Consider the following 16,395-nt stretch of genomic DNA (forward strand, 5'->3'; position numbering starts at 1 on the left):
ACGCGGCTTCGCTACTGGGGGATCCGCAGGATCCGCGGCCGCCAGATCCCGAGCGCCACGTTCGCGGTCGCGACCGCCAGCAGGACCCAGAGGGTGCCGCGCTCGCCGGTCAGCGAGACGGCCAGCACCGCGGGGTCGACGAGGCCCGCCACCGCGCGGGCACTCTGCTCCGCCTCCTGCTTCATCGGGCCCTGGACGTAGACCAGCCCGCCCTCGAACATCAGGACGCCGGTGGCGAGCTTCACCCACGCCCATCCGGCGTTGAGGAAGGCGCGGTTCAGCGCCATCGCCAGCAGGCCCGACATCAGCGTCACCGCCAGGGCGGGCAGGAAGATCCAGGTGGCGACGGCGCCCATCGCGCCCCGCATCGCCGCGTAGCCCGTCAGGGCGGACGGCGCGGGCGCCAAGCTCAGCATGACGACCAGGGACGCCATGGCCCCCAGCAGCCCCGCGGACCCCATCGTATGGAGGAATTTCAGCAGGCGTCGCACGGCGTCTCACCCGGGCCGTTTCCGCGCAGCCTAGCGCGGGGCGCCGGGGGGCGATAGCGGCGCGCCGGTCGCAGGGCTCTCGGCCGGAACGCTGCGCCCGCGAGGACGGAGCGGACCGTCAGCTCCGGAGGCCGGGCGCCTCCTGGCCGGTGCGGGCCACATACTCGGTGTAGCCGCCGCCGTACTGGTGGATGCCCTCCGGCGTGACCTCGAGCACCCGGTTCGAGAGGGCGGCCAGGAAGTGCCGGTCGTGCGACACGAACAGCATCGTCCCCTCGTAGTTGGCCAGCGCCTCGATCAGCATCTCCTTGGTGCCCATGTCGAGGTGGTTGGTCGGCTCGTCGAGCACCAGGAAATTCGGCGGGTCGTAGAGCATCAGCGCCATGACCAGCCGGGCCTTCTCGCCGCCCGAGAGCACTCGGCAGCGCTTCTCGACGTCGTCGCCCGAGAAGCCGAAGCAGCCGGCCAGCGCCCGCAGCGACCCCTGGCCGGCCTGCGGGAAGGAATCCTCCAGGGTCTGGAACACCGTGCGGTCGCCGTCGAGCAGGTCCATGGCGTGCTGGGCGAAGTAGCCGAGCTTGACGCTGCCGCCGACCGTGACCGAGCCGTCGTCGGGCGCGGTGGTGCCGGTGACGAGCTTGAGCAGCGTCGACTTGCCGGCGCCGTTGATGCCCATCACGCACCAGCGCTCCTTGCGCCGCACCGAGAAGTCGAGTCCCTCGTAGATCGTGCGGCTGCCGTAGCGCTTGTTCACGCCCTTGAGCATCACGACGTCGTCGCCCGAGCGCGGTGCCGGCTGGAACTCGAAGGCCACCGATTGCCGCCGCCGGGGCGGCTCGACGCGCTCGATCTTGTCGAGCTTCTTCACCCGGCTCTGCACCTGGGCGGCGTGGGAGGCCCGCGCCTTGAACCGCTCGATGAAGGCGATCTCCTTCGCCAGCATCGCCTGCTGGCGCTCGAACTGCGCCTGCTGCTGCGCTTCGTTGAGCTTCCGCTGGCCCTCGTAGAAGGCGTAGTCGCCCGAGTAGGTGGTCAGCGCGCCGCCGTCGATCTCGATGACCTTGGTGACGATGCGGTTCATGAACTCGCGGTCGTGCGAGGTCATAAGCAGGGCGCCGTCGTAGGCCTTCAGGAACGATTCGAGCCAGATCAGGCTCTCGATGTCGAGGTGGTTGGACGGCTCGTCGAGGAGCATCACGTCCGGGCGCATCAGCAGGATCCGCGCGAGCGCGACGCGCATCTTCCAGCCGCCCGAGAGGGCGCCGACGTCGCCGTCCATCATCTCCTGGCTGAAGCTCAGCCCGTCGAGGACCTCGCGGGCCCGGCCCTCCAGGGCGTAGCCGTCGAGCTCCTCGAACCGGGCCTGGACCTCGCCGTAGCGCTCGACCAGGGCGTCCATCTCGTCGGCGCGGTCCGGGTCGGCGAGCGCCGCGCCGAGCTCGGCGAGCTCGGCCGCGACCGCGCTCACCGGGCCGGCGCCGTCCATCACCTCGGTGACGACACTGCGGCCGGACATCTCGCCGACGTCCTGGCTGAAATAGCCGATGGTGATGCCCCGGTCGGCCGCGACCTGACCCTCGTCGGGCTGCTCCTGGCCGATGATCATCCGGAACAGGGTGGTCTTGCCGGCCCCGTTCGGGCCGACCAGGCCGACCTTCTCGCCCCGCTGGAGGGCGGCCGAGGCCTCGATGAAGACGAGCTGCCGCCCGTTCTGCTTGGTGATCTTGTCCAGGCGTATCATGGCGGCGGGCGCTGTCCGGGAGGTCGCTGTCCGGAAGGTGTCCGGGAGTATCCCGGCCGCTTACGGCATCGGCCGACGCGGCGCAAAGGCAGGGTGCCGCAGTGCGGGATAACGCTTGCGTCCGGCGCAGGCCTGGGCGCATCCCGGGACCCGGGATGAGGCTCGGCCGTTGCCCTGGGCAACATGAGGATCGCGATGCTGTTCGGTTGGTGGATGACGGGCATGGACATGGCCATGCTGGGGCTGGAGGCGCAGGGCGTCATCGCGCAGCGCATGGCGATGTTCGCCCTCGGCGGCCCGGCGGCCCAGGCCGAGGCGCAGCTCATGGTGACCGAGAAGATGCTGGCTGCCGGCGAGGCGGCCCTCATGCTCGCCGCAGGCGCCTCGAACGGCAAGGTGATCCGCAGCTACCGGCGGAAGGTCCAGGCCAACGCCCGGCGGCTGAGCCGGGGGTGAGGCGCGTGGCCGCCGGATCTCCGCGCGCCGTCAGTGCGAGCGCAGCGAAGCAATCCAGCGGCGCCACATCCGGCGACGTCACGTTACCCTGGGTCGCTTCGCTGCGCTCGCGATGACGGAGGCGGCTCGTGAAGCCGCGATCCGCCTTCAGTTATTGGCCGTCCGGAACGTGTCGCAGGACTTGGTCTGGCCGCTCTTGTAGCCGGCCATGAACCAGCGCTGGCGCTGGGCTGAGGAGCCGTGGGTGAAAGAATCCGGCACCACGTAGCCCCGCGAGCGCTGCTGGAGCGCGTCGTCGCCGATCTGCGCGGCGGCGTTCAGCGCTTCGTCGATGTCGCCCTGCTCGAGCTCGGCGTACTTGTCATTGGAGTTCTTGGCCCAGACGCCGGCGAGGCAGTCGGCCATCAGCTCGATCCGCACCGAGAGGGCGTTCGCCTCGGTCTTGCTGGAGGCCTGCTGCTGGCGCTGCTGGACCTTGCCGAGGATGCCGAGCACGTCCTGGACGTGGTGGCCGACCTCGTGGGCGATGACGTACGCGTAGGCGAAGTCGCCCTTCACGCCGAACTTCGAGGCCATCTCCTTGAAGAAGCCCGTGTCGAGATAGACCTTCTTGTCCAGCGGGCAGTAGAACGGGCCCATCGCCGCCTGGGCCGAGCCGCAGCCGGAGCGCGTGCCGCCGGTGTAGAGCACCAGCGTTGTCGGGGTGTACTGCTTGCCGGTCTGCTGCGGGAGGATCTGGCTCCACACGTCCTCGGTGTTGCCGAGGATCTTGGACGCGAACCGGCCGCTGTCGTCAGTCGGGGCCTGGCGCCGCTTGGCCTGGGTCTGCGGGTCGACCTGCTCCTGCTGGCTGCGGCCGCCGCCACCGATCTGCTGGGCGCCGCCGATCAGGATCGCCGGGTTGATGCCCGTGAAGTAGCTGATGATCAGCAGCACCACGATGGTGCCGATGCCGAGCCCGCCGGCGCCGCCGCCGGGAAAGCCCATGCCGCCACCGCCGCCGCCCTCGCCCCGGCGATCCTCGACGTTGTCGGAGCTGCGTAGATCTTCCCAGCGCATGGTTGGGTCCCGCCATCGGTGCTGCGCCGGCCGCCTCGGGCGGGCCGGGATTGGCTGTGCGTCGTCGTGTCCGGCCGATGGCGCGCCAGCAGCGGGAACGAAGCTCTAATGGCGGGAGGGGAGAGCCGGTTCCGTCACTCCGGTCAAGCTCGCGGTCACGCTTTCCCGTCGAGGAGGGCGCGCAGGGACCGGAAGTCCCGCCACGCGAGGCGCTTCTGGACCGGCTGGCGCAGCAGGAAGGCCGGGTGGAGCGTGGCGAGCAGCTTCACCTCGCGGTTCGGCAACTTGTACGGGAAGAGGCGGCCTCGGGTCCGCAGGATGCCGTCCTTGGTGCCGGTCAGCGTCTGGGTCGCGGGCGCGCCGAGGCAGACGATGATGTCCGGGTCGACGAGTTCGATCTGGCGCTCCACGAAGGGCCGGCACACGGCCACCTCCTGGGGGGTCGGGTTGCGGTTGCCCGGCGGCCGCCAGGGCACGATGTTGCCGATATAGGCGCTCGTCCGGTCGAGCCCGACCGCCTTCATCATCTTGTCGAGGAGCTGGCCTGAGCGGCCCATGAACGGCTTGCCGATCCGGTCCTCGTCGGCGCCGGGCGCCTCGCCGAGAAACATCACCCGCGCCTCGGGATTGCCGTCGGCGAAGACGAGGTTCTTCGCCGTGAAGCGCAGCGGGCAGGCGTCGAAATCCGCGAGAATCCGCTCGAGCTCGTCGAGGGACTTGGCCTGCCGCGCCCGGGCGCGGGCGTCGCTCGCGGCCTCGTCGGGCTGGGCGCTGGCGGCGCGGCCGAAGGTCCGCGGCGCGGCGGCGGGTGGGGCCGAGCCGGGGGGCGGCACGAGCGTGTTGGCGACCGGGCTGACCGGCGGCTGCTCGGCGGCCCGGGGGAGCGCCCGGCGCGGCGCGCGCAAGGTAGGCGCGGGCGTGTCGGCCTCGTTGAAGCGGTCGTGCGGCTGCTCGTCGAGCGCCGCGTCGGCCCCGGCCTCCACGTGGAAGTCGAGATAGGCGATCAGGTCGGCTTGCGCGTCGGTGGGGCTCGGCATGGGACTCAGCATGTGGGATCGCCGGGGCCTGTGGACAACTCGCCGAATCGCTCCGGGTAGCAAGGACTTGCGTGACCGAACAGCGCGGCGCGGCGCAGCGCTGTGACGCCGTTCCCTGCGGCAAAGGGAACTTTGCCTTGAGCTTGAGCGTCGGCAACTTGCCTTTCTAGCTTGGAATCGCTTGAGACGGCATCAGGAAGGCCGGCCCGGCGACGAACCGGGCGCCGGAACAAGAAAAGGAACCCGAGGATGGCGCTGCCCGAACGCGAGAGCATGGATTTCGACGTGGTCGTGGTTGGCGCCGGCCCGGCCGGCCTCGCCACCGCGATCCGCCTGAAGCAGCGCGCCGCCGAGATCGGCGAGGAGATCTCGGTCGTCGTCGTCGAGAAGGGCTCGGAGGTCGGTGCCCACATCCTGTCGGGGGCGGTGATCGACCCGATCGGCCTGGATCGCCTGCTGCCGGAGTGGCGCCAGGATCCCGAGCGGCCGCTCAAGACCGAGGTCCAGCGCGACGAGTTCATGATGCTCACCAAGAACAGCGGCATCACCCTGCCGAACGTGTTCTTCCCCAAGCTCATGTCGAACCACGGCAACTTCGTCGGCTCGCTGTCGAACACCTGCAAGTATCTGGGCGCCCAGGCCGAGGCGCTCGGCGTCGAGATCTATCCGGGCTTCCCGGCCTCCGAGGTGCTGTTCGACGGGAACGGCGCGGTGGCGGGCATCGCCACGGGCGATCTCGGCATCGGCAAGTCGGGTGAAGCGCGGGACGACTACACCCGCGGCATGGAATTGCGCGGCAAGTACACCGTGTTCGGCGAGGGCGCCCGGGGCAACCTGACCAAGGGTCTGATCCAGCGGTTCGCGCTCAACCGGCACAGCGACCATTTCAAGTACGGGCTCGGCGTGAAGGAGCTGTGGCAGCTCGCGCCCGGCAAGTTCGAGCCCGGGCTGGTGCAGCACACGATGGGCTGGCCCCTGCCCAACAAGGCCGGCGGCGGCTCCTGGCTCTACCACTTCGACGACCACCTGCTCTCGGTCGGCTTCGTCACGCACCTGAACTACGAGAATCCGACCCTGTCGCCGTTCGAGGAGTTCCAGCGCTTCAAGACCCACCCGATGATCGCCGAGACCTTCGAGGGCGCCAAGCGCATCGGCTACGGCGCGCGGGCCATCATGGAGGGCGGCTGGCAGTCCGTGCCGAAGCTGGTCTTCCCGGGCGGCTGCCTCGTCGGCTGCTCGGCGGGGTTCGTGAACGTGCCGCGGATCAAGGGCTCGCACAACGCGATCCTGTCCGGCATGCAGGCGGCCGACGCCATCGCGGACGCCCTGAAGGCGGGCCGGGCGGGCGACGAGCTGACCGCCTACGAGGCCGGCTGGCGCGAGAGCCCGATCGGCCAGGACCTCAAGGCGGTGCGCAACGTCAAGCCGCTCTGGTCCAAGTACGGCACGCTGGTCGGCGTCGGGCTGGGCGGGATCGACATGTGGGCGACCAGCATCCTGGGCGCCTCGCCGTTCGGCACGCTGTCCCATGGCAAGCCCGATCACGCCTGCCTCAAGCCGCTCTCGGAGGTGACGCCGATCGTCTACCCGAAGCCCGACGGCAAGCTGACCTTCGACCGGCTGTCCTCGGTCTACCTCTCGAACACCAACCACGAGGAGGACCAGCCGCCGCACCTCAAGGTCCGCGACCTGGAGCTGCAGAAGCGCTCCGAGCACGACGTCTACGGCGGCCCGTCCGGCCGCTACTGCCCGGCCGGCGTCTACGAGTGGGTGGAGGATTCTTCAGCCAGCGACGGCGTGCGCTACCAGATCAACGCGCAGAACTGCGTCCACTGCAAGACCTGCGACATCAAGGATCCGAACCAGAACATCGACTGGGTGACGCCGGAGGGTCCGGGCGGGCCGAACTACCCGAACATGTGAGGTCAGCCCTCGGCCGAGGGGCCGAGGCTCACGTCTTTGCGAGCGCAACGAAGCAATCCAGTGAACCGCTCCGTGGGCAGACGTCCCGCCGCCCTGGGTCGCTTCGCTGCGCTCGCGATGACGGGACGGCCGACCAACCCGGCTCAACCCCCGCGCCATCCTTTCGCCTTGCGGGGCTGGCGGGATGGGTTCAGTGTCCCCAACGTTTTTTCGGGGATGCCCCGCCATTCTCGCGCCCGGCCCCCGACGGGCCGGCGCCCAGGAGCCGCGATCGGTTCATGATGATGACACGCGCCCGCCGGAGCGTTTCGGCGCTCGCCCTGCTGCTCGCCGCCGGGCTCCCGCAGACCGTGCTCGCCGCGCAGCCGAAGGAATCGACCCCGGTGCTCGACTACGAGCCCGCGGACTCGCTCGAGGGCAACTTCCTCTCCGCCTACATCGCGGGCGCGTCGCGGGACACGGCGGCGGCGGCGACCTTCTACCGCGAGGCGGTGAAGGCCGACCCGCGCAACGCGGAACTCGTCGAGCGCGCCTTCATCTCACTGCTGGCTGACGGCGCCCTGCCGGACGCGTTCCGCACCGCCGAGAAGCTGATCGCCCGCGATCCGACCAACGGCCTCGCCAACCTCTCCCTCGGGGTGCGCCAGATCAAGGCCGGCCAGTGGGCCGCCGCCCGCCAGAACTTTTCCCGGAGCGGCCGGGGCGCCGCCACGGACCTGACCGCGACGCTGCTCACCGCCTGGTCCTACGCGGGCGCCGGCGACAGCAAGAAGGCGCTGGAGACGGTCAACAAGCTCCGGGGCGAGCGCTACTACAACACCTTCCGGGACTACCATGCCGGCCTGATCGCCTCGGTGACCGGCGACAACGCCGAGGCCGAGCGCCGCCTCAAGGCCGCCTACGACGCCGACCACAACACCCTGCGCATCGTCGACGCCTACGCCCGCATGGAGGCCAGCCTCGGCCGCACCGACCTGGCGATCCAGGCCTATTCCGACTTCGACCAGCTCTCGCCGCGCCACCCGCTGGTGCGCGACGCCCTCGAGAAGCTGAAGGACGGCAAGCCGCTCACGCGGCTGATCGGCACCGCCCAGGAGGGCGCCGCCGAGGTGCTGTACGGGCTGGGCTCCGCCGGCTCGACCCAGGGCGACGAGCTGCCCGCGGTGATCTACCTGCGGCTCGCCCTCTACCTCGCCCCCGACCACGCGCTGGCCCGGCTGACGCTCGCCGACACGCTCGACCGGATGAAGCAGCCCGAGCGCGCCAACGAGGCCTACGCGCAGATCCCGGCCAATTCCCCGCTCAAGCTCAACGCCGACATCCAGATCGGCCTGAACCTGGAGCAGATGGGCAAGGGCGACGAGGCGCTGGCCCATCTCGACGCGGCGATGAAGGCCCACCCGGACGACATCGACGTCATCACCGCGCTGGGCAACGTGCAGCGCGCCCGCAAGAAGTACGAGGAGGCGGCGGCCACCTACACCCGCGCCATCGACCTGATCGGGAACCGGCCGCAATCCAACTACTGGACGACCTACTATTTCCGCGGCACCGCCTACGAGCGCGCCAAGCAGTGGCCGAAGGCCGAGGCCGACCTGAAGAAGGCCCTGTCCCTGGTGCCGGCCAACCAGCCGGCCGCCAAGGCCCAGGTGATGAACTACCTCGGCTATTCCTGGGTCGACCAGAACATCAACATCGACGAGGCGTTCAAGCTGCTGCAGCAGGCCGCCGACGCGAGCCCGCGGGACGGCATGATCGTCGACAGCCTCGGCTGGGCCTATTACCGCCTCGGCCGCTGGGACGACGCGGTGCGCGAGCTGGAGAAGGCGGTCGAGCTGAAGCCCGGCGATCCGACCATTAACGACCACCTCGGCGACGCCTACTGGCGCTCGGGCCGGCGCCTCGAGGGCAAGTTCCAGTGGCAGCACGCCAAGGACCTGAACCCCGAGCCGGACGACCTCACCCAGATCAACGCGAAGTTGAAGGACGGGCTGCCCGACATCGAGAAGCCCACCGCCACCGCCGAGACGGTGCCGGCCCCGGTCGCCGCCCCGCACAATCCCGACAACCCGGAACTCCCGAAGGGCGCTCCCCAGCCGCACGAGGCGCCGGGCTCCGCCGACAAGGCCAAGAAGTCGGGGGGCTAGGCCTCCCGCCAAGTCCCGCCTCGGGGCGGTGCGGCTGCCGCGCCGTCCCGACGATGCGCGGGCCATTTCGGGACGCGAGGCCGCGAGATCCGGCCCGCGCCCGCCGCCCTGTCGCGGCTTCGGGCGCCCGCGCTGCGGCCCGGAGGCCGTAGGTCGAGCGACCTAATTGCCCACCGATCCGCGCCCGCTATCGTCGCGCCTCCGCAACGTTCCGGAGTGCGACGTGAGAGCGCTGAAGCCTGTCTGTGTCCTGCTGGCCCTCGCCTGCGCGGCGTCCGGGATCGGGGCCTATCCCGCGCGGGCGCAGGACGCGGCGGCGGCGCCGAAGTCCTTCGCGCTCGATTCCGTTCCCGTCTCGGACGCGCCGCTCGGTCGCTTTCCCTACTTCGCGCTGCCCGACGGCTACCAGCCGGTGAACCCGCCCGAGACGCGGGAATTCGGGCATTTCCTGTTCTGGACCGGCGCAGCGCTCCACGAGGTCGAAGGCAAGGTCTTCCAGTCCCTGATCGGTCCCAAGGACGGCAAGACCTACTCCGCCTACGAGCTGAAGAAGAACATCGAGGCCGTGCTGACGCAGGCCGGCGGCCGGAAGATCGCCGACGGCCGGATCCCCAACTCCGTGACGGAGACTCTGCCGGAGGAGATCCGGATCGGGATGTATGAGGGCCTGGGCGACGTCTACAACGTGCCCGCCCAGACCTGGGTGATCCGCCGGCCGGACCGGCAGATCTGGGTGCATTTCGTGCCCGACAGCTTCACCGCGGCCTGGACGATCCTCGAGACGAAGCCGTTCGTGCAGACCGCCGCCCTCCTGCCCGCCGAGCGGCTGAAGCAGGCTCTCGACAAGACCGGGAAGGCGGTGATCCAGGTCAACTTCGCCACCGACAGGACCGAGATCCTGCCGGCCTCCGCCCCGCAGATCGACGCGGTGGCGGCCCTGCTCCGGACGGATCCCGGCCTGCGGCTCGCGATCAACGGCTACACGGACGGGACCGGGGCCGCCGCGCACAACCAGGCCCTGTCCGACGGCCGTGCCAGAGCGGTCATGGCGAGGCTCGTCGGCGCCGGAATCGCGAAGGACCGGCTGAAGGCCAAGGGCTTCGGCGCCGCCAGCCCGGTCGCCGCCGACGACAGCGAGGCGGGGCGGGCGCAGAACCGGCGCGTCGAGCTGGTCAAGTTCTGAGCGGCGCGGGCGCGCGAAGACCCCCGGCGGCCGGGCTCGGACGGACCATCCGGTAGCGCTCCGGCGTCGGAGCGGGGGACAGCGCGATCGACAAGAGTATTTTGTCCGCCAGCTCATAAAAATCGACGCGCATTTTCGCGAGCTTTGACGCACAGTGCGTGGCCGTTCGCGGGCGGCCACGCCGCGTCCCGCCCGGCAGGAGATTCGCACGGCAAGAGCCGGCGGGCGGGCACGTGCCCGCGACCCAGGGAGGAAGGCCCATGCCGTCAGACATCGAGATCGCCCGCGCCGCGACCCTGAAGCCGATCGCGCAGGTCGCCGAGAAGCTCGGCATCCCGGATGACGCGCTCCACAATTACGGCAAGCACATCGCCAAGATCGACCACGGCTACATCGCCGGGCTGGAGAGCCGGAAGGCCGGCAAGCTCGTGCTGGTCACCGCGATCTCCCCGACGCCCGCGGGCGAGGGCAAGACCACCACCACGGTGGGCCTGGGCGACGCCCTGAACCGCATCGGCGAGAAGACCATGATCTGCCTGCGCGAGCCCTCGCTCGGGCCGTGCTTCGGCATGAAGGGCGGCGCAGCCGGCGGCGGCAAGGCGCAGGTCGTGCCGATGGAGCAGATCAACCTGCACTTCACCGGCGACTTCCACGCCATCACGTCGGCCCACAGCCTCGCGGCCGCGCTGATCGACAACCACGTCTACTGGGCGAACGAGCTCAATATCGACGTCCGCCGCATCCACTGGCGCCGGGTCGTCGACATGAACGACCGGGCCCTGCGCGCGATCAACCAGTCGCTCGGCGGCGTCGCCAACGGATTCCCCCGCGAGGACGGGTTCGACATCACGGTGGCCTCCGAGGTGATGGCGGTGTTCTGCCTCGCGCGTGACCTCGCCGACCTGGAGGAGCGCCTCGGCCGGATCGTCATCGCCGAGACCCGCGACCGCAAGCTCGTCACCCTCAAGGACGTGAAGGCCACCGGCGCCATGACGGTGCTGCTCAAGGACGCCCTGCAGCCGAACCTCGTGCAGACCCTCGAGGGCAACCCGGCGCTGATCCACGGCGGCCCCTTCGCCAACATCGCCCACGGCTGCAACTCGGTGATCGCCACGCGGGCCGGCCTGCGGCTCGCCGACTACACGGTGACGGAGGCCGGCTTCGGCGCCGATCTCGGCGCCGAGAAGTTCCTGGACATCAAGTGCCGGCAGGCGGGCCTGACCCCCTCGGCCGTGGTGGTGGTGGCGACGGTCCGAGCCCTCAAGATGCACGGCGGCGTCGACAAGAAGAACCTCGGGTCCGAGAACATCGATGCCCTGGAGAAGGGTTTCGCCAATCTCGCCCGTCACGTCACCAACCTGCGCGGCTTCGGCCTGCCGGTGGTGGTCGGCGTCAACCACTTCCACGCCGACACCGACGCCGAGCACGCCAAGCTCAAGGACCTGTGCCGCGAGCGGCTCGACGTGGAGGCGATCACCTGCCGCCACTGGGCCGAGGGCGGTGCCGGGGCCGAGGAACTCGCCCGCGCGGTGGTCAAGCTCAGCCAGGCCGAGCCGGCGCCGATCCGCCACGCCTACGAGACCGAGAGCCGGCTCACCGACAAGATCCGGGCGATCGCCACCAAGCTGTACGGCGCCGCCGACATCCAGATCGAGACCAAGGCCGCCGGCAAGCTCGCCACCTTCGAGAAGGACGGCTACGGCCACCTGCCGATCTGCATGGCCAAGACCCAGTACTCGTTCTCCACCGACCCGACCCTGATGGGCGCCCCCGAGGGCCACATCGTCGGCGTGCGCGACGTGCGGCTCTCGGCCGGCGCGGGCTTCGTGGTGGCGATCTGCGGGGAGATCATGACCATGCCGGGCCTGCCCCGGGTGCCGGCCGCCGACACGATCCGGCTCGACGCCAACGGGCAGATCGACGGGCTGTTCTGAGAAACGTCGCGCGGGGCTCGCCCACGGGCGGGCCCCGCCGTTCGTCGTTGCGAGCGGAGCGAAGCAATCCAGGGACACACCGCATCCGGAGATCGCGCGCTGCCCTGGGTCGCTGCGCTCGCGATGACGGAGCGGGTCGGATCAGGGGCCGCCCCTACGCGTCCCCGAACAAGTCCACTGCCAGCCGGGAATGCGCCTCGCGCAGCATCCCGGTATCGACTCCGAGCGGCTGCCCGTCGATCACCCGCCAGCGCCCCGCGACCATCACCCGGTCGGCCCGGGTGGCGCCGCACAGGACGAGCGCCGCCAGCGGGTCGTGGGCACCGGAGAAGCGCAGCTCGTCCAGGGTGAACAGGGCGAGGTCCGCCTCGCGGCCCGGCGCGATCCGGCCGATATCGGAGCGGCCGAGGCAGGCGGCCGAGCCCTCGGTCGCCCAGCGCAGGGCGTCGAGATGCGTCACGGCCTCCGCCCCGTAGGTGAGCCGGTTGATCATGAGGGCGTGGCGCACCCCCTCCATCAGGTTCGAGCTGTCGTTCGAGGCCGAGCCGTCGACGCCGAGGCCGACGGGCGCGCCCGCCGCCTCCAGCTCGCAGGTGCGGCAGCGGCCCGAGGCCAGGGTCATGTTCGAGGTCGGGCAGTGACAGACACCGACGCCGGCCGCGCCGAGCCGCGCGACCTCGGCATCGGTGAGGTGGATGCCGTGCGCGAGCCAGACCCGGTCGCTCAGCCAGCCGACCTCTTCGAGGTACTCCACCGGGCGGCAGCCGAACATCTGCTGGCAATAGGCCTCCTCGTCGCGCGTCTCGCCGAGATGGGTGTGCAGCCGGCACCCGCTGCGGGCGGCGAGCTCCGCGCTCGCGCGCATCAGGCGCTCGGTCACCGAGAAGGGCGAGCAGGGGGCGAGGGCGATCTGCACCATCGCCCCGGGGGCGGGATCGTGGAACAGGTTCAGCACCCGCTCGCAGTCCGAGAGGATCGCGTCGTCGTCCTGGGTCAGGGCCGCGGGCGACAGGCCGCCCGCCCGGTCGGACAAGCTCAGGGAGCCGCGGGTGAGCGCGGCCCGGATCCCGAGGTCGCGGGCCTCCGCGACCTGGATGTCCATCGACGCCTCGAGGCCCTTCGGGAACAGGTAGTGGTGGTCGCCCGCCGTGGTGCAGCCCGAGAGCAGCAGCTCGGTGAAGGCGACCCGCGTGGCGAGCCGGAACGCCTCCGGGGTGATCCGCCCCCAGACCGTGTAGAGCGCCTCCAGCCAGGGGAAGAGCGGCTTGTTGAGCGCCAGCGGATGGGCGCGGGTCAGCGTCTGGAAGGCGTGGTGGTGGGTGTTGATCAGCCCCGGGATGACCACGTGGCGCGACGCGTCGAAGGTCGCGTCCACGGGCGCGGCGGGCCGCGCGCCCGCCGGCACGCACTCGACGATCCGGGTGCCCGCCACCACGATCCCGCCGCCGGCGCCCTCGGCCAGGACGGCGCGCGGGTCGCGGATCCAGAGGCGTCCCGATCCCGGTTCCCCTGCCTCGGCCATGCGCGTCCGCTCCCGTCGCCCGAGGGCCTGCGTAGCGGAGGCGTCGGACCGGGGGCAATCCCGCGGGTACACGCTTGAGGATCCGGGGCGGTCGGCGCCCCGGCCGCCCCGGCCAGGGTTGACGGGCCCCGGCCGCCTTGAGAAACGTCATGGGGACTGACCTATCACCCGTTGGGAGCGGCCGCGCCGTGACACGGACAGCCCCGCGCGAGGAGATGTTCGCGCCGAAACCCGTCCCGGGCGCCGCGCCGGCCGCCCTCGGCAGCGACGACCTGATCGAGCTCCTGTTCTTCGCCTACCGGGACTTCGTCGGCGATCCGGACAGGATCCTGGCCGATTACGGGTTCGGCCGCGCCCACCACCGGGTGCTGCACTTCGTCGACCGGTACCCGGGCCTGACGATCGCCGAGCTCCTCGACATCCTGCGCATCACCAAGCAGAGCCTGAACCGGGTGCTCAAGGACCTGATCGGGCAGGGCTACGTCGCGCAGAAGCCCGGTTCCAGCGACCGGCGCCAGCGTCTCCTGTACTGCACCGAGGCCGGCGCCGGGCTCGCGGCCGACCTGACGCGGGTCCAGGCCCGCCGCCTCGCCCGGGCGCTCGCGGCGCCGGATGCCCGGGGCTCCCCGGAGGACTTCCTGATGGCGATGATCGAGCCGGAGGACCGGCCGGCGGTCCAGCGCCTGATGGCGCGGCGCGGGGGCGGGGCCGAGGGGCGCCTCGACGCGGAGGAGCCCGCGTGAGCCACGCCGCCCGGTCCGACCTGCCCGACGAGGCGCCCCACGTCCTCGTGGTCGACGACGACCGCCGCCTGCGCGAATTGCTCGCCCGCTACCTCACCGACCAGGGCTTCCGGGTCACCGCGGCGGCGAGCGCCGCGGAGGCGCGCGCCCGGGCCCAGAGCGTCGTGTTCGACGCCATGGTGCTCGACGTGATGATGCCCGGCGAGAACGGCTTCGACTACGCGCGCAGCGTCCGCGAGACCTCGCGCGTGCCGATCCTGATGCTCACGGCCCGCTCCAACCCGAACGACCGGGTGATGGGGCTGGAGATCGGCGCGGACGATTACCTTCCGAAGCCGTTCGAGCCGCGGGAACTGACGCTGCGGCTCAACAACATCATCAAGCGCAGCGCGCGGCCCCGCGCGGCCTCCGCCGAGGCCGTGACCTTCGGGCCGTTCGCGTTCCGGATCGACCGGGGCGAGCTGCGCCGGGACGACGAGCTGATCCGCATCACCGAGCGCGAGCGCGAGATCCTGACGATCCTGGCGACGGCGGGCGGCGCCAATGTCGAGCGCGAGCAGCTCGCCGGTCCGGGCGGCGCGGCGGCGGAGCGCACCGTCGACGTGCAGATCAACCGCCTGCGTCGCAAGACCGAGGTCGATCCCGCCAACCCGGTCTTCCTGCAGACCGTGCGGGGCGTCGGCTACCGGCTCGCGGTGGATTGAGCCGCCCGCGGGCCGCCGCCGGGCGGCTCAGACCACCCGCGGCGTGTCGGGCTTCAGCTTGAGGGCCTTGGCGATCCGGGTGGACAGGCTCCCCACGATCGCGAGGCTGGCCGAGGGGCCGGCGAGGGCGCGGACGGCCTCCAGCGCCTCCTCGGCGCTGGGCTTCATCACTGCGTAAACCGTGGCGCCGGGCGCCGCGCCGGCGCCCTCCGCGGTGACGGAGACGAGGAAGGTCGTGTGGCGTCGCCGCGGGCGTCCAGGCATGGTCCAGCATTTGGCATGTCGGCTAACCATCACCAATGCCTGAGACCCGGAGCCGGCCGGGAAACTGCACGCACCCGGCCCGATAACCCGTGCCGGGTCTCTCAGATCAGGGCAAGGTCGATGCCGGGAAGCCGCAGCCCGTCGAGGCGCGTGCGCCAGCGCTGACCGGAGGCGACGGGCAGCGCGTCCGTCAGCGTGCCCGTCGTGACGACAGTCCCGGCCGCGAGCGGTGGGGCCACCGGATCGTTAGCCAACGCATCGACGAGGTGGGCCAGGGCCGCGAGCGGCCCCGTCCCGAGCACGCAGCCGCCGCCGCCCCGGTCCGCGACGGCCCCGTCCCGCAGCAGCTCGACGGTGAAGCCGGCGAGTTCGCCGAGCCAGGCCGATCGCGCGTCCGCGGCGATCCGCACCCGCTCGCCCACCACCAGCAGCCCGTGCAGGCCGAAGGCCGCGACGGTGTCGGGCGCCGCGAAGCGCCAGCCCGGATAGAGCGACTGCACGATCTCGAAGCCGCTCGCCGCCCAGTCGAGGCAGGCGATCAGCGCCGCGGCATCCATGCCGGGCTCGGGCGCGCGCGCCAGCCCGAACACGATCTCCGGCTCGATCCGCGGCTCGACGAAGGCGGCGAGCGGCACCGGACCCGACAGGGCGGCCCGGTCGCGCAGGGTCGTGTCGTAGACGTGCCCCCAGATCGGCGCGCGGACGCCGTAGCGCTCCCACAGGGTCGTATTGGTGAAGCCGATCTTGTAGCCGACCGGCCGCTCGCCGCGCTCCCCGCGCAGGACCCGGACCGCCTCGGCCACCCGGTAGGCCGCCGGCAGGTCGAGGGCCGGATCCCAGTCGGTCAGCGGCGCGATCGGGCGGCGATGCTCGTGCGCGGAGAGGATCGTGCGGGCATGGGCCGCGGCGGAGATCGGCTCGGTCATCGGCGCACGGCGTGAGGGCCGACGGGGCGGCACCCGCGCCGGGCCGCCTCGATCGCGGCCGGCCGATCTTACCCGAGGTGACCGTCGCCGGGAACGCGCGCTCTGTCGCTGCGCCGCCGACGCTCGCCGGCCCGTCCCCCGCGGGGAGCGCGCGCCCGGGGCGTTCGCTCCCGCCAGGCCGCCCGCAGCATATTTTCATTAGAGGAATACCAAAATACGTTTCTTAAAGATGTGTCATCAGAGGCACATACTGCTCACGGATCCG

14 protein-coding genes are annotated in these 16,395 nt (G+C 71.2%); 7 read left to right on the forward strand and 7 right to left on the reverse strand.

Annotation, left to right across the window (positions count from 1 at the left end; translation table 11 throughout):
- Positions 1–11: 11 nt before the first annotated feature.
- Together BLW78_RS24865 and BLW78_RS24870 are read right to left on the reverse strand one after the other, a co-directional pair.
- Positions 12–491 (reverse strand): hypothetical protein, encoded by a 480-nt coding sequence (locus BLW78_RS24865; RefSeq protein WP_091682714.1) that lies wholly within the window; start codon positions 489–491, stop codon positions 12–14.
- A gap of 118 nt (positions 492–609) precedes the next feature.
- Complete coding sequence (locus BLW78_RS24870) at positions 610–2,232, reverse strand: ABC-F family ATP-binding cassette domain-containing protein (RefSeq protein WP_091682716.1); 1,623 nt, start codon at positions 2,230–2,232, stop codon at positions 610–612.
- Positions 2,233–2,427: 195 nt separating this feature from the next.
- Between BLW78_RS24870 and BLW78_RS24875 the strand changes: the two genes are divergently transcribed.
- On the forward strand, positions 2,428–2,688 hold the full coding sequence (locus BLW78_RS24875) for a hypothetical protein (protein ID WP_020094308.1): 261 nt from the start codon (positions 2,428–2,430) through the stop codon (positions 2,686–2,688).
- Positions 2,689–2,835: 147 nt separating this feature from the next.
- On the opposite strand, the gene BLW78_RS24880 is transcribed toward BLW78_RS24875, so the two are convergent.
- Both BLW78_RS24880 and BLW78_RS24885 read right to left on the reverse strand, forming a co-directional pair.
- Positions 2,836–3,747 carry a KPN_02809 family neutral zinc metallopeptidase gene (locus BLW78_RS24880; RefSeq protein ID WP_056533500.1) on the reverse strand — a complete coding sequence of 304 codons (912 nt, stop codon included), beginning with the start codon at positions 3,745–3,747 and terminating at the stop codon, positions 2,836–2,838.
- A gap of 155 nt (positions 3,748–3,902) precedes the next feature.
- Positions 3,903–4,796: a uracil-DNA glycosylase gene (locus BLW78_RS24885; RefSeq protein ID WP_091682717.1), complete on the reverse strand. Its 894-nt coding sequence runs from the start codon at positions 4,794–4,796 to the stop codon at positions 3,903–3,905.
- 237 nt (positions 4,797–5,033) lie between these two features.
- Between BLW78_RS24885 and BLW78_RS24890 the strand changes: the two genes are divergently transcribed.
- The 4 genes from BLW78_RS24890 to BLW78_RS24905 all read left to right on the forward strand — a co-directional run bounded on the left by BLW78_RS24890 (position 5,034) and on the right by BLW78_RS24905 (position 11,971).
- Positions 5,034–6,707 carry an electron transfer flavoprotein-ubiquinone oxidoreductase gene (locus BLW78_RS24890; protein ID WP_091682719.1) on the forward strand — a complete coding sequence of 558 codons (1,674 nt, stop codon included), beginning with the start codon at positions 5,034–5,036 and terminating at the stop codon, positions 6,705–6,707.
- A 278-nt stretch (positions 6,708–6,985) separates the two neighbouring features.
- Positions 6,986–8,854: a tetratricopeptide repeat protein gene (locus BLW78_RS24895; RefSeq protein ID WP_020094312.1), complete on the forward strand. Its 1,869-nt coding sequence runs from the start codon at positions 6,986–6,988 to the stop codon at positions 8,852–8,854.
- A 223-nt stretch (positions 8,855–9,077) separates the two neighbouring features.
- On the forward strand, positions 9,078–10,037 hold the full coding sequence (locus BLW78_RS24900; RefSeq protein ID WP_091682720.1) for an OmpA family protein: 960 nt from the start codon (positions 9,078–9,080) through the stop codon (positions 10,035–10,037).
- A 260-nt stretch (positions 10,038–10,297) separates the two neighbouring features.
- Positions 10,298–11,971: a formate--tetrahydrofolate ligase gene (locus BLW78_RS24905; RefSeq protein WP_091682722.1), complete on the forward strand. Its 1,674-nt coding sequence runs from the start codon at positions 10,298–10,300 to the stop codon at positions 11,969–11,971.
- 154 nt (positions 11,972–12,125) lie between these two features.
- Here the strand turns inward: BLW78_RS24905 and BLW78_RS24910 are convergent, their stop codons facing one another.
- A complete protein-coding gene (locus tag BLW78_RS24910) occupies positions 12,126–13,493 on the reverse strand; it encodes an 8-oxoguanine deaminase (RefSeq protein ID WP_091682723.1) in 1,368 nt (455 codons plus the stop codon).
- Between the two features lie 215 nt (positions 13,494–13,708).
- On the opposite strand from BLW78_RS24910, the gene BLW78_RS24915 reads away from it, so the two are divergent.
- Together BLW78_RS24915 and BLW78_RS24920 are read left to right on the forward strand one after the other, a co-directional pair.
- Positions 13,709–14,236, forward strand: a complete 528-nt coding sequence (locus BLW78_RS24915; RefSeq protein ID WP_091682725.1) for a MarR family winged helix-turn-helix transcriptional regulator — start codon at positions 13,709–13,711, stop codon at positions 14,234–14,236.
- Positions 14,233–14,940, forward strand: coding sequence for a response regulator (locus BLW78_RS24920; protein ID WP_091682727.1), 708 nt, complete (start codon positions 14,233–14,235; stop codon positions 14,938–14,940). The genes BLW78_RS24915 and BLW78_RS24920 overlap by 4 nt, the downstream gene beginning before the upstream one ends.
- Before the next feature lie 27 nt (positions 14,941–14,967).
- On the opposite strand, the gene BLW78_RS24925 is transcribed toward BLW78_RS24920, so the two are convergent.
- Both BLW78_RS24925 and BLW78_RS24930 read right to left on the reverse strand, forming a co-directional pair.
- On the reverse strand, positions 14,968–15,204 hold the full coding sequence (locus BLW78_RS24925; protein WP_056533491.1) for a hypothetical protein: 237 nt from the start codon (positions 15,202–15,204) through the stop codon (positions 14,968–14,970).
- Between the two features lie 101 nt (positions 15,205–15,305).
- A complete protein-coding gene (locus BLW78_RS24930; protein ID WP_091682729.1) occupies positions 15,306–16,130 on the reverse strand; it encodes a 2-keto-4-pentenoate hydratase in 825 nt (274 codons plus the stop codon).
- Positions 16,131–16,395: the final 265 nt, after the last annotated feature.

It is taken from the genome of Methylobacterium sp. 275MFSha3.1 (assembly GCF_900108435.1).
GTDB lineage: Bacteria > Pseudomonadota > Alphaproteobacteria > Rhizobiales > Beijerinckiaceae > Methylobacterium.